Origin of the sequence: Psychrobacter sp. D2 (assembly GCF_013608135.1) — a bacterium.
Lineage (GTDB): Bacteria > Pseudomonadota > Gammaproteobacteria > Pseudomonadales > Moraxellaceae > Psychrobacter > Psychrobacter cryohalolentis.
Genome location: NZ_JACDXZ010000001.1, coordinates 460,827 through 474,522, shown reverse-complemented (window position 1 = coordinate 474,522; position 13,696 = coordinate 460,827). Strand labels below are relative to the sequence as shown.

Annotated in this window: 11 protein-coding genes; 7 read left to right on the top strand and 4 right to left on the bottom strand. The window is 41.8% G+C overall.

Going from position 1 to position 13,696, the window contains the following annotated elements:
- Nucleotides 1-322 precede the first annotated feature (322 nt).
- Nucleotides 323-1,828 carry a hypothetical protein gene (locus H0262_RS02055; protein WP_181209510.1) on the bottom strand — a complete coding sequence of 502 codons (1,506 nt, stop codon included), beginning with the start codon at nucleotides 1,826-1,828 and terminating at the stop codon, nucleotides 323-325.
- Nucleotides 1,829-2,148: 320 nt separating this feature from the next.
- On the opposite strand from H0262_RS02055, the gene H0262_RS02050 reads away from it, so the two are divergent.
- From H0262_RS02050 to H0262_RS02025, 6 genes are all read left to right on the top strand, one after another.
- On the top strand, nucleotides 2,149-2,757 hold the full coding sequence (locus tag H0262_RS02050) for a rhomboid family intramembrane serine protease (RefSeq protein ID WP_133103801.1): 609 nt from the start codon (nucleotides 2,149-2,151) through the stop codon (nucleotides 2,755-2,757).
- Nucleotides 2,758-2,869: 112 nt separating this feature from the next.
- A complete protein-coding gene (locus tag H0262_RS02045) occupies nucleotides 2,870-3,814 on the top strand; it encodes a metallophosphoesterase (RefSeq protein WP_181209509.1) in 945 nt (314 codons plus the stop codon).
- A gap of 130 nt (nucleotides 3,815-3,944) precedes the next feature.
- On the top strand, nucleotides 3,945-4,505 hold the full coding sequence (purE, locus tag H0262_RS02040; protein ID WP_181209508.1) for a 5-(carboxyamino)imidazole ribonucleotide mutase: 561 nt from the start codon (nucleotides 3,945-3,947) through the stop codon (nucleotides 4,503-4,505).
- 232 nt (nucleotides 4,506-4,737) lie between these two features.
- The gene (locus H0262_RS02035; RefSeq protein WP_181209507.1) at nucleotides 4,738-6,093 is read left to right on the top strand and encodes a 5-(carboxyamino)imidazole ribonucleotide synthase; all 1,356 of its coding nucleotides are present in this window, start codon (nucleotides 4,738-4,740) and stop codon (nucleotides 6,091-6,093) included.
- Nucleotides 6,093-6,542 carry a YaiI/YqxD family protein gene (locus H0262_RS02030; protein ID WP_011279582.1) on the top strand — a complete coding sequence of 150 codons (450 nt, stop codon included), beginning with the start codon at nucleotides 6,093-6,095 and terminating at the stop codon, nucleotides 6,540-6,542. The genes H0262_RS02035 and H0262_RS02030 overlap by 1 nt, the downstream gene beginning before the upstream one ends.
- A 207-nt stretch (nucleotides 6,543-6,749) precedes the next feature.
- A complete protein-coding gene (locus tag H0262_RS02025) occupies nucleotides 6,750-7,388 on the top strand; it encodes an NAD(P)H-binding protein (protein ID WP_181209506.1) in 639 nt (212 codons plus the stop codon).
- Nucleotides 7,389-7,518: 130 nt separating this feature from the next.
- On the opposite strand, the gene epmA is transcribed toward H0262_RS02025, so the two are convergent.
- The 3 genes from epmA to H0262_RS02010 all read right to left on the bottom strand — a co-directional run bounded on the left by epmA (nucleotide 7,519) and on the right by H0262_RS02010 (nucleotide 10,992).
- The gene (epmA, locus tag H0262_RS02020) at nucleotides 7,519-8,541 is read right to left on the bottom strand and encodes an EF-P lysine aminoacylase EpmA (protein WP_181209505.1); all 1,023 of its coding nucleotides are present in this window, start codon (nucleotides 8,539-8,541) and stop codon (nucleotides 7,519-7,521) included.
- A 39-nt stretch (nucleotides 8,542-8,580) separates the two neighbouring features.
- Nucleotides 8,581-9,747 (bottom strand): 4-phosphoerythronate dehydrogenase, encoded by a 1,167-nt coding sequence (locus H0262_RS02015; RefSeq protein ID WP_181209504.1) that lies wholly within the window; start codon nucleotides 9,745-9,747, stop codon nucleotides 8,581-8,583.
- A 105-nt stretch (nucleotides 9,748-9,852) separates the two neighbouring features.
- Entirely contained in the window at nucleotides 9,853-10,992 is a 1,140-nt protein-coding gene (locus H0262_RS02010) for an AI-2E family transporter (protein WP_181209503.1), read from the bottom strand.
- Between the two features lie 777 nt (nucleotides 10,993-11,769).
- Between H0262_RS02010 and H0262_RS02005 the strand changes: the two genes are divergently transcribed.
- Complete coding sequence (locus H0262_RS02005) at nucleotides 11,770-13,473, top strand: NAD+ synthase (RefSeq protein WP_149408889.1); 1,704 nt, start codon at nucleotides 11,770-11,772, stop codon at nucleotides 13,471-13,473.
- Nucleotides 13,474-13,696 lie beyond the last annotated feature (223 nt).

The window sequence follows — 13,696 nt, the reverse complement described above, 5'->3', positions numbered from 1 at the left end:
CTGAAATAACACCTAGCCACGCTATAAAATGGGCAATGACCAGATTCAGCTTTCGTTATTATAAAAGTATTAAGAAGGCGTTCACAATCAACGCGCTGTTGTGCAAATGCTACAATAAGTAATATTTCAGTTGTTACTCGTAACTATGATACTTATAAAGTAAAAATTGCGAATCTATATTCAGCTCAACGTTAAATTGCAATATTAAAACAGTGCCAATCAAATATTGCCTAAAAAACTGCTTATTATTGGAAACAAAAAAGTGCCTTATAAAATATAAGACACTTTTTAACGTTTTATAGTCTTTAAAAATGTTAGTGACTTATCTTCTGACTTGAGCAGGTTCAACCACAATGACATTGTTTGCCATGTCGTCAACTTCAGATAAAGAGATAGAGCCATTTGAACCTGAAGGCGCGCTATTAAAATTATTAGTATTATTATTTCTGACAGGTGCTGGCATCACACTATCGTTGGTCTCATCGTCTGGTGCTTGATATTCCACATTGTTAGCATTGTTATTGGCAGACGCATTCTCAAATTGATTATTAAAATTATTAGTCGCCATACCTTGTTGCTCCACGATACCATTATTCATATCATTAGGGTTGGTAGGTAATGGTAGTGGTGCAGTACTCTCAATCATCATCGATGGCAGCAATGTACGCATATCTGTCATTAAGCGCTGTAGCTGTATAGCATCAGGCGCCTCTACCGTGATGCGATCATTCTGTAATTGTAAGCGCGCAAACGGCGCTGCTTTCAATAATGTCAGCACATTAGGTAATACCTCTATTGGCATATTGACAACACTGCTTGCAACGCCTTCTTTGACAGTTAACTGACACATCCCTGCTTGCTCACCAAAGCTAGTATTGAGCGCCTGTTGTAATAGGCTTTGTAGCGCGACATCGCCCACTGACCCACTACAAGTATAAAGACTGCCATTGTTATCCACCCCAACTATGAGCTCAATTGGCGTTACCACTTGTACTGGCGGTTCAATCACAGGCGACACGACAACTGGCGTTGTCACCGCAGCTTCTACTGGCGGCGTGTCATTTGGCTTGATTAATAATGCCCACACAAGTCCAATAGCGGTCACTGCCCCTAGTAATACAAATGTCCATAGCAACATATCATTGCGTTGATTACGGGTACGTGTTTTTTCTCGGCGTAGGCTGCTATTTTCTGCCAAATGATGCTCTGCTGGACTGACATGAATCGAATCAGTGCTGAGACGCTCATCTAAAGTTGGTATCGGCGATTCTGCTGTGAAACTCGGTGAAGCGATAATATCGACAGCGGCGGGCTTATAGTTATTTAAAGCAACAGTTGGTATCACAGTCCCTGCCAATACTCTCTGGCTCTGAAACAGCTCATCATCAGTATGCTGCGGCGCGCCAATGATAGGTGCGGACCATATCGGCAAATAAGGGCGCAATGAGGCTTGTTCACCTTGCAAAAAAGCTGGCAAAAATTGTCCATTTGCCAGTATTTTTAACTCTTGATAGGCCAGTGGCGCGGCATTCATCAGTAGCTGCATCGTCGTAAACTCATCAATATGATGGGTCGCTGCCAGCTCTTGAATCATCAACCGACGTAAGCTTGCGGTTTGCCAAAGTTGCTCAAATAACGGCGGTTGTGCGACATTGTCATTGGTAACGGTGGCATCAATACGCAATAACTGTGAGTAGATATGTGGCAATGCCAAACGCGATGCCAAAATCGCATAAAATTGTTCCAATAAGCTGACATGGGAGACGCTACCATTGTTACCCAATATAGCTGGGGTCACCGTTTGCTCTAGTTGATCGATGATACTCATAAGTTACTGCCTCTGTCAGCGTTAATGTTACATATATAGTCGATATATTTTGATTGGTCATAGCATCAGTCGTTACTGTCAGTATACGAAGCATTACTCACTGTCACTCGTACGATGTTATATTATTCAATATAACCAAGCATTAAAGCACAATTTTGTCGCATATTGGTTTTTGCATGATAATCGCTGCTACTATTATTAAGATAAATACGTAGCTGTTTATTATTCATATTTGGATGACAATAACCAACACAACCTATGTTATAAGTATTGTCTTACTTATCACTGCTATCTATCAGACCCAACCTAAGGACTATCCTTTGTTTAACCAGACGACGCTTATCATTATTATTACGGTTATTGTCAGTCTATTGGCGTGGCAAAACAAAGCAGTGTTTAATCGACTGATTTTTTATCCCCCAGCAGTGAACAATGGTCAATGGGATCGCTTTGTGACTCATGGATTCATCCATGCTGACAGCATGCACTTGCTCTTTAATATGTTCACTTTATACTTTTTTGGTCGTGCCATTGAGGGCTTATACCAAAAGTTTTTGTTCGGTTATGGCTTTCTGCTTTTCTATGTACTGGCTATTATTGTTGCGATGATTCCAAGTTATATTAAGCACAAGCAAAGTGCCAGCTATTTAAGCCTTGGCGCGTCAGGCGGTGTCTCTGCTGTATTGTTTGCGTTTATATTGCTTGCTCCTTGGGAAAAAATCTATCTGTTTGCGATCATCCCTATTCCCGCTATCTTATTTGCAGTGGCCTATGTCGCTTACAGTATCTATTCTGATAAACGCGGCGGCTCAAACATCAATCATATGGCCCATATGTGGGGCGGCGCGTTTGGGGTGATAGCCACGATTGTTCTAGAGCCACAAGTCCTGCCGCATTTTCTAAATGCGCTGTTGTCACCTGGGTTTTAAAAAAATGACTGAAAATAGCAGTAACGAACCAAGAAAACACGGATAACAGTGGCTATCATTTTCACAAAACCGCTTTTTACGCCCTTTTATATTTAAGATTTGAAACTTTATTATGATTATAGATGTTATCGGCGATATTCACGGCTATGCAGACAAACTGGTTGGATTGTTACAGCAATTGGGTTATGTGCATAATGGTCAGTGCTTTGTGCCGCCAGCCGGTCATCGTGCGCTATTCATTGGAGATTTGATTGATCGCGGCTCACAGCAGGTAGCGACATTAGAAATCGTTTTTGCTATGCTCGATGCCGATGTTGCTGATGCAGTGATGGGCAATCATGAATATAATGCTCTCGCCTTTGCCACCCTCGATCCTGATGATACCAGTCAATATCTGCGCTCACATAATGAGATACATACTCGTCAGCATGAGGCGTTTTTGGCAGAAGTACCCTTTGGTTCAGAGACACATCAATATTGGCTACGACGCTTGTATGAGATTCCTTTGTGGCTTGAAACCGACTATGCCTGCTTTGTGCATGCTTGTTGGGATGTCGACAGCATGGCGATATTGCAGCCGTTATTGACAGAGAACAATTGCCTGACAGTCCATGGGCTGATCTCGACCTCTAGAGAAGGTACTGTAGAATTTGATGCGTTAGAGCGCGTGTTAAAAGGCGTTGAAACGCCGCTGCCTAAAGGCTTAGTGATGGTCGATAAAGAAGGTACTAAGCGCACGCGCGTACGAGTACGCTGGTGGCTTGATAAGTTGAATACACGCAGTCTTTATGAAGTAGCGCGCGCACCTTTATCGGCATTGGCACAAATCCCTAAAGATGTATTGGCTGACAATATTGACTTCACTCTAAAAACCCACAAACCTGTATTTGTCGGACATTATTGGCTAACGGGTGACCCTGAGCCGCTCAGTCCACAAGTGGTCTGTACCGATTATTCGGCAGCCGTCGATAGCGGTTATTTGACCTGTTATCAGCTCGATAGTGAGCAGCCTTTACCGTTGAAGACCAGCCGTTTTATCCAATATCATCATGATTAAGAGGCTCGCATACTTGGCTATCTTTGAGATGTATGATGTTTTATACGCGTGATTTGGCATTAAAGCGCAAACTTGACTTTACGAATACAGCAAAATTTTTGTATGATGGTCTTTTTGAGGATATCAAAGCATGAGCATTATCTCAGCGACGGTTAACGCTACTGATCAGAACGCACCTATCACCTCCCCTGTTGGTCAACCAAAAGTTGGCATTATCATGGGTTCGCAGTCTGATTGGGCAACCATGAGCGCAGCAGCACAATTGCTTGCAGACTTTGATATCGCCTTTGAATGTGAAGTGGTTTCAGCACATCGTACGCCTGACAGATTATTCGATTATGCTAAAAGCGCAAAAGGCAACGGCTTGCAAGTGATTATCGCTGGCGCTGGCGGAGCAGCCCATTTGCCCGGTATGTGCGCCAGTCAAACGCCGCTGCCTGTGTTTGGTGTACCCGTAAAATCCTCTATGCTGAGTGGTTGGGACAGCTTACTGTCTATCGTTCAGATGCCCAAAGGCGTGGCAGTTGGCACATTAGCTATTGGCTCAGCAGGCGCTTATAATGCGGCACTGCTTGCGATTCAAGTGTTGGCATTACATGATGAGTCGATTGCGACTAAGCTGGATAATATGCGTCAAGCGCAAACTGACACCATTCTTGCCAGTCCAACGCCCGGTATTATTAATACTTAGTATTTAAATTAAGCGACTGGAAAATAATTATTATATTTACCATTTCTATCGTTTATTTTAAATATAAGCGGGTTTACTTGATATTTATTTTTAGATAAGTTTTACTAAATATAAGGTGCATACAATGCACCTTTTCCTATTTTAACTCGTTAGACTTTTATACCCATATGCATTTATATTTTCATATATTGAAGCATTTAACCCCTTGTTTATCTGAATCAAAGAGCCTGCCATGACCATAGCGAACGCTTACCCTGTTACTCAAACCATCCGCACCATCGGTATTTTAGGCGGTGGTCAGCTTGGCATGATGCTGGCACAAGCGGCTATGCCATTGGGCTATCAATGTGTGTTTTTGGAAGACAGCGCTGACTGTCCGGCCAGTCTATATGGACGCGTTTTTAGCAGCGAGCAATTAGATGCCTTTATTGAAGCAGCTGACGTCTTCACTTTGGAGTTTGAAAATACCCCAACTGCTACCGTTCAGCAACTAGCAAATCTATCAAAATCTGGCAGCAAACAAGGCATGTTTCCGCCAACGATTGCCCTAGATATTGCGCAAGATCGCTTAAAAGAAAAGCAGATGTTTAATTCGCTTGATATCGCAACGGTACCTTTTGTGTCTGTTAGTTCAGAGGCAGAATTACAGCAAGCTTGTAATGATCTTGGATTACCTATCGTCCTAAAAACTAGCCGAGGCGGTTATGATGGCAAAGGTCAGTTTGTGATTAGACAAGACAGCGATATCAAAGCAGCTTGGCAAGAACTAAAGGATGCAGTTACGGGTAAAGGCACGCTTACACAAACGCCAGCGCCATTAATTGCTGAAGGTTTTATTCACTTTAGTCGTGAGCTTTCTATCATCGCCGCACGAGGTCAAAACGGTCAGGTACGCTGTTATGATTTGGTCGAAAACCATCATCATCAGGGTATATTAGCCAAAACTCAAGCACCAGCTATTGGTACCAGTCATTTATTCAAACAAGCGACCGATGCTATTACCAACGTCATGAACCATTTGGGCTATGTTGGGGTGATGGCGCTTGAGCTATTTGTGACCAAAGATGCTCGCGGCAATGATACTCTACTTGCCAACGAAATAGCGCCACGCGTGCACAACTCTGGTCATTGGAGTATTGAAGGTGCTGTCACCAGCCAGTTTGAGAATCATATTCGTGCCGTAGTCAATCTGCCACTAGGCGATACTGACAATGTCTATCCAGCAATTATGATTAATGTCTTGGGGCAATATCCTGATATCAGTGAAGTGCTCAATATCGATGGCGTACATTATCATAGCTATCATAAAGCGGAGCGCGATGACCGTAAAATCGCCCATATTACCTTGATGCCCAATGATGTAGCTGACTTAGAGCCTGCATTGGCAAAGCTGGTCGCCGTACTGCCTAATAAAGTTGGTCTTGATAAAAAGGTAACGCCCATCAATAACCCGATAACAGCAGAAGATGATCTAATTACTGCTAAAGTAAAGGCTGGCGCTGAAAATAGAGAAAGCTTAGCAAATGATGATAATGAGCAACAAAATTTTGAGTCAACCAACTCTAAAGCAGAGAAGGCTAAGAAATAATGCAGATTTGGGTAGATGCAGATTCAGTGCCTTTGATTGCCAAAGACTTGATTATTAAGACCGCTGAGCGCACACAAACGATGGCGATATTTGTCGCCAATCAGCCAATCAAACTGCGTAAATCGCCTCTACTGGTGATGACTGTCGTGCCCTCTGGCTTTGATAAAGCCGATGATTATATTGTTGAGCAGATTCAGCCGGGTGATTTGGCGATTACCAGTGACATCCCTTTGGCCAATGATATTTTGGACAAAGGTGGCATGGTACTGACAACACGCGGTGTGGTCTATGACAAAAATAATATTAAGCAGAAGCTCAATATGCGTGATTTTATGGACACCATGCGTGGTACTGGCGTGCTTGAGCTGCAAGAGATGAGCGGACAAAAACCTTATGGCGATCGTGATAAAAAAGCCTTTGCCGATGGGCTAAATAAATTGGTACGCTAATCTTTTATAAATAACGTTCTCTCTATTATTTCAAAATCACTATAGGCGCTTTACTTCCTTGCAAACCGTATACACTCTATAACCAAACACTATGCAATCGGCACGCTTCATAACGAAGCGTGCCGATTTTTCTTGTTAGGCTGTACTCAACATTTAAAACAATGAGTTTGTAAAACGACGATAACGCAAATAAAAATAGGAATGATTATGAAGATTTTAGTGATAGGCGCAAGTGGTCGAGTGGGTACTGATTTGGTTAAGCAACTATTAGCAGATAACCATCAAGTGATCGGTACCACCCGTCAAGAAGAAAGATTATTCAATGACGATAATTATAGCCAACTAGATCTAGATATCACCGCAAATAAAGATACGATTCAAAAGCAAATTGAGCAAGATATCGACGCCGTGTATTTCGTTGCTGGGTCTGGCGGCAAAGACGTCTTAGAAGTAGATTTACATGGGGCGGTCAAAACCATGCAAGCCGCAGAGGACAAAGGCATTAAGCGCTATATCATGCTAAGTACCGTCTTTTCGTTAGACACCAGTAAATGGGACAGTTCAGCTATTGAAAATTTAAAAGAATACTATATCTGCAAGCATTATGCTGATCAGTGGTTAATCAATAACAGCAGTCTGGATTACACCATCGTACAAGCAGGAGCGTTAAAAGAGCGAGCCGCTACTGGAAAAATTACGATCAATGATGATAATTCTGGTGAGAACTCAATCAAAGATGTCGCAACTACGCTAGCGGCTGTACTTAATGCAGACAATAGCATTAACACCGTATTTAGTATGCATAATGGTGAGACAAACATTGCTGAGGCTATTGCAAAATTATAATGGCGCCCCGTACTAGTTAGTTATAAATAAAATGACAGACAAAAAAGCGAGTAAGTCAAAAGGCTTACTCGCTTTCTTAGTATAGGCTTGTAAAATAAGGAACGACTATGTTGAATCTATCAAAGAGCGACTAAGCCGAACCACTAGGAAATGAGATAACTTCTTCTAAGCTCGTTGCATCTGTCAACACCATCAGCAGCCTATCTAAACCAACAGCAATCCCGCTACAAGGTATCAAATCATCAGACGCTGCTATTAAATGCTCATCAATAGGCATTTGTACTAACTTATGCCGCGCTCTCAATTGATTGTCCTGTTCAAACCGTTCCCTTAACGCCTGCCCGTCTGCTAGCTCATCATAAGCGTTGGCAATCTCGATTCCTTTGATATACAGCTCAAAGCGTTTGGCAACTTTATTCCCTTCTTTATCAATAGCGGTTTTTGCCAAAGCGGCAGTTGCAGGCGGATATTCAATAATCAACGTCGGCAAATCGTGACCCAAATTTGGCTCAACAGCATGGCTAAATAATAAATCTAGCCAGCTTTGACGACGGTCTTGTTCGCTATCGCAGCTCTCTGCACTATTAAAATCAAATCCTATCAGACCTTTGTCTTCTGCCACGGCTTGTAATGCTGCTAGACTGGCGGTCAGCGGGTGAATACCAACAAAATCCATAAAAGCATCAATGTAGCGATAATGACTCATGATTATCGGATGACCATAGAGCGCTTCCAATAGCTCACCAAGCTCTGCTGCCAGATCATCCAGACTATAATTTGGCTGATACCATTCAAGCATCGTGAATTCAATATTGTGCCGCGCCCCGATCTCATTATCTCGAAAGACTGGACAGATTTGATAAATGGGCACCTGCCAGCTGGCAAGCAAACGCTTCATGGCAAATTCAGGTGACGTATGCAGATAATAAGTATAAGGCTTGTCTTGATACGTGACCTGTGCGGCTACGGATTGCAAAAAGGTATCGGTATTGCCTGCTTGCGATAATAGCGGCGTCTGCACTTCTAATACTTGACGCATGGCAAAGAACTGACGAATGACACTCATTAATTTTGCACGCTGCTGCGCCATTGCAAGGGTCATCGTTGGGGCATAGCTTAGATTAGATAAAGGCTGATTATTGGCTTTACTCATGACTGGTTACAGTGCCTCATAAATCGTAAAAACAGATAATTAAATAGTCACACTGATTGTTTGTGCTTGCCATTCACGGCGCAGATGGTAATCACGGCGTAATTGATCAAAATCTGAACCTTTAACTTTACCGTTGGTTATTTTATTTCTTAATGCCGCATCGTCTTTTCTAATATCATAAAACTTTTGCAATCTGTCTGGGTGTTCTTTTAGCTCAAACCATAGATAAGTATTGAGTGGTAGTAACTGATGCATCGATAATACAGGTAGTACTGCCAATTTTTCACATAAGGCGTCATAAATAATTTGCGTGCCACGCAGCTTGCCTTCTAAGGTATAACCAGCAATATGCGGAGTGGCAATAGCAAGCTTAGAGAGCAAACTCTCAGAAATCTGCGGCTCATGTTCAAACACATCCAATACCACTTGGCGTTCAGTCGCATCGATATCGGCTTCGAGGGCAGCGGCATCAATCACAGGTCCGCGCGCACTATTAATCAGCATAGTATGCGGCGACATCAGTGTCAAAGTTTCTGCATTAATTAAATGACGCGTTGGATAGTCGCTGACATTATTGCTAATGCTGTTGCTGTTGCTAGTTGCACCTTGCGCATCCGTATCTTTTTTATCCGTTAAAGGGACATGTAAACTTACTATGTCGCTTTGGCTCAATACCTGCTCAAGACTAGCGTTATTGATATCGGATGTGGCTAATAAAGGGTCATAACCCAATATTTTCCAGCCTAAATCATTGGCATACTGAGCTAGCGTACTACCGATATTACCAAGTCCGATGATGCCCAATGTTAATGGCTTCGTGGATTGCTGCCAATACTGTGGGCGTAAAGTTAATATAGCAGTCACTACATATTGTGCGACTGAATGCTTGCTACAGCCAGCGGCATTGGCAAAGGTAATATTGCGTTCTGCCAAATATTCTTGATCGACATGGTCAGTACCAATGGTCGCAGAACCAACGAATTTGACGCTATTATTATCACTTAATAGTGATTCATTTATTGAAGTGACAGAGCGTATCAACAAAACGTCAGGCTGCACATCTGCCATTAATTGTGCATTGATATCACGACCAGCAACACGTATGACCTGCACCTGTTGCTCAGTATTTTGACCCAGCGCTACAGGATTAAAGAACTCATCAAGGCTTGCGATATTACTATCAGCCACAATAGTGAGATTTCTCATCGTATCTACCTTGTTTTTCATAGTATTCGCTACCGTCTCATTGAATATAGATAATCTTATATATGACTTTAAGCGCTTTAGATGATTGCTTTACTATAAACGCGCTTATAAAAGTGTGTCTTGGCTCGGCTGATCCACTTTAATCAAGTTTTTACCTTGATCCAGCTCTTCTTGTTGGGCAAACAGATCATTTTTATGCTGTGATATCCATTCACGCCATACCGCAAGTCCGATTGCTAGTACCACAGGACCAATAAATAAACCCACAAAACCAAAAGCCGTCAGACCGCCCAACACCCCAATAAAGATAATAATAAAAGGAATTTTGGTCGCACCGCTAATAACAATCGGACGTATAAGGTTGTCAACCCAGCTAATCACTAAAATACCCCACAGTGCTAAGCCGATACCTTCAACCGTATGCCCTTGGCTCAATAACCAAAGTGAGACACCGCCCCAAACAAATGGCGTACCAAATGGAATGAGAGCAATGATAAACGTTACAATCGTCATTAAAATAGGACTCGGTGCACTGGCAAAATAATAGCCGATACCAGCAAGCAATGCCTGTGCTAATGCTGTCAGACCGATACCGTAAACCACCGCACGCGTGGTAGTACCGACAGAGTCAATATAACCGTCGATACGATTACCGATAATATTACGCAGCGCTTGTCGAATTTGGCGAACCAAACTGGTGCCATCGCGATAAAAGAAGAACAACGTCATAAGCGCCATACCAAGTTTGGCAAGACTGCTGAACACGACGTCAAAGGCAATTTTTCCGTAGTACAGATGCGACTGTACCCAAAGACGAAAAGCCTCTAGCGTCCCTTCAGGGTTTTTATTGATGCGCCAAAGCACATCTTTGACCTGCTGTCCTATTATCGGCAAATCTTTAACAGAATCAGGCACGTCCAGATAACCCACTTTAATACGATAGACCAAATTACTGATCAGGCTTAGCGCTTCTTGCTGTAAGATAAAAATACCGGCTACCAAGGGCACGCCTATCATCAAAGTAATACTGACGGTCATAATCGCTGCACTAAAATTTGAGCTAAATCTGACTCTTTGATGAAAAAAGTTATAAATAGGAAAAGTCACATACGCCAAAATCGCTGCCCACAGTGCCGGTACAATAAAAAACTGCACCACTTGAAAACACAGCACAAACAGCACGACCAATAAGGTGATTGCCAGCAAACGCTGAATAATAAATTCTTTTGTCCAGTTTTCAATCATAGCGTGCAAACCAAGGGTGACCAGCAGAAACCTAATACGGTTCTACTATAAAATTTATAAATGGGTTGTTTAAATCACAGATTATGTTTGTAATTTTCATCCATTAGCGAAGATTTTGAGCAGTACAGATTTGGATAAAATATCTGCTTTTATAAGGTTAATTAGGCTAACAGCAAAAAACTATTATGCAACAAGATTATCCAAATAAATAACGCTATGTTGTAACCTTTACTTACAACTTTCTTGGGAGCAAATTTGTTAGTGCCTGTATCGTCATTGAGGTTGATTGCCAAAACCTATGGAACATAATTATCTTAACAAAAACATCATCAATATGCGCTTTTTAAGCACTTTTATATCTGCTATCTAGAGAGCTAAATCACTGGCTGGTTCTATTAGTAACATCAATTGATGTTATACTAAAGGGATTGATTTACGCTTTCAAATGACGCTCTGTTGGTTTGGCTTTATTACTTTTATTGAGGTAAGCCCTTAGCGTCTATAAAACACCTCTCGTCTGTGATCTTACTCTAGATGGTATTTAGCATTATTTTTAGAGCAGTTCTGCATAAATTGAGAGGGCACATTTGCATGACATTCATGCCTATATATGTTTGATGCTCATGATATTGATGCACTATTTAAGCATCTTATTTTGAGTGAATGATTTTAAATACATATTTTGAGTTGTTTTCGGAAACATATTTTCATTTGGTTTTATTTGAAACCAAGAAATATATAACAGATTTAAATAACCTATTGATAGGAACAATAACAATGTCAAAAGACACTGCAAAAGATACTGACAACCCCAACCTTACCGCTTCCAATAAGGGCAACCAAGCTTCAAAATCGCAAGATAGCGTTACGTTTGCCCTAGCCCAATCTCACTTTTTAGTTGGCGATATCAAAGCCAATGCTGAAAAAATGCGCACCCTAGCACTGCAAGCACGCGAGCAAGGTGCTGATGTCATTATTTTCCCAGAGCTGGCCTTATTGGGCTATCCGCCGCAAGATTTGTTGCTACGTCCTAGTCTTTCAGGACGTATCAAAAGTGCGTTGTCTACCCTAAGCGACATCGATGATATCGTGATGATTGTTGGCTATCCGCATGTTGATCATCATGGCACCTTTAACTCAGCCGCTATCTTGCATAATGGTCATCAAAAGGGCTTTTATCATAAGCAAATTTTGCCAAACTATGGCGTATTTGATGAGCGCCGTTATTTTGATAAAGGACGTAATCAAGTCTTATTTGATTATAAAGGTATCACCATTGGTCTGCTGATCTGTGAAGATTTATGGGAAAAAGGTCCTATTGCCGAGCTCAAAAAGCAAGGCGCTGACCTTATTGTGAGCTTAAACGCTTCACCATTTGAGATCGAAAAACAAGATACTCGCAAAACAATGCTGACCAAGCGTAGCCGTGAAAACAACTTACCTATCGTTTATCTTAATGCCGTTGGCGGTCAAGATGATTTGGTATTTGACGGTGGCTCTATGGCCATTCAAGCAGACGGCAGCGTCGCACATGAAGCCTCACGCTTTATGAATCAATTACTACTGGCAAGCTTTGATGTAAAAACAGCAAAATTTGATACACAAGCAAAAGCACCTTTATCATTAAGCCGTGAATCAGAGATGTACCAAGCATTGGTTGTAGGCTTACGCGATTATGTCAATCTTTCAGGGTTTACTGGCATCATCGTCGGTCTATCAGGCGGTATTGATTCAGCATTGACACTCTGTATCGCGGTCGACGCACTGGGTGCTGACAAGGTCTATGCAGTCATGATGCCTTACGAATATACCTCTCAAATCAGCTTAGAGGATGCGCAAGCTCAAGCCCGCCGTCTCAATGTCTCTTATACCGTTTGTCCTATCTTTGATGCAGTCGAAGGTATCCGTCATACGCTTGCGCCACTATTCAACAAGTCGCCTGCTGATACCACTGAAGAGAACATCCAAGCACGTGCACGCGGTGTGGTACTTATGGCATTGTCTAATAAATTTGGGCATTTGGTCATTACGACTGGTAATAAATCAGAGCTAGCTGTTGGCTATTCGACCTTATATGGCGATATGGCAGGCGGTTTTGACGTTTTAAAAGACGTGTATAAATCACAAGTTTATAAATTGGCCAGCTATCGTAACCGTTTAGAAGATACGCCTGTTATTCCTGAACGCGTCATTACGCGTCCACCATCTGCTGAGCTACGTCCTGATCAAAAAGACCAAGACAGCTTGCCTGATTATGATGTTTTAGACGGTATCTTAATGTCTTATATCGATGAAGATATGGGCTATCAAGATATTATTAATAAAGGGTTTGATGCTGATTTGGTCGCTAAGGTTATTCAAATGGTCGACAATAGTGAATACAAGCGCTCGCAGGCACCAATTGGTACTAAGATTAGCCATAAAGCCTTTGGTCGTGAGCGCCGTTATCCGCTCGTCAATAAATGGTCAATAAAAGGCTAAGCCTTGATACTGAATTTATCAAAAACCTTTTAGAGCCATTTCTTAAAGGCTTGATAAATTTAAGTTTTTATCTAATATCATAAAATTGTTTTATAATTAGCTGGGTGCTTGCCCAGCTTTTTTAGTTTTTGTGCCTAACTAAATGTTAATAACTAAATGTCTTTTACCTCAAAACCTACCAATTATTATCTTCAATCATTACTGTAAATCTATCTACCTTATC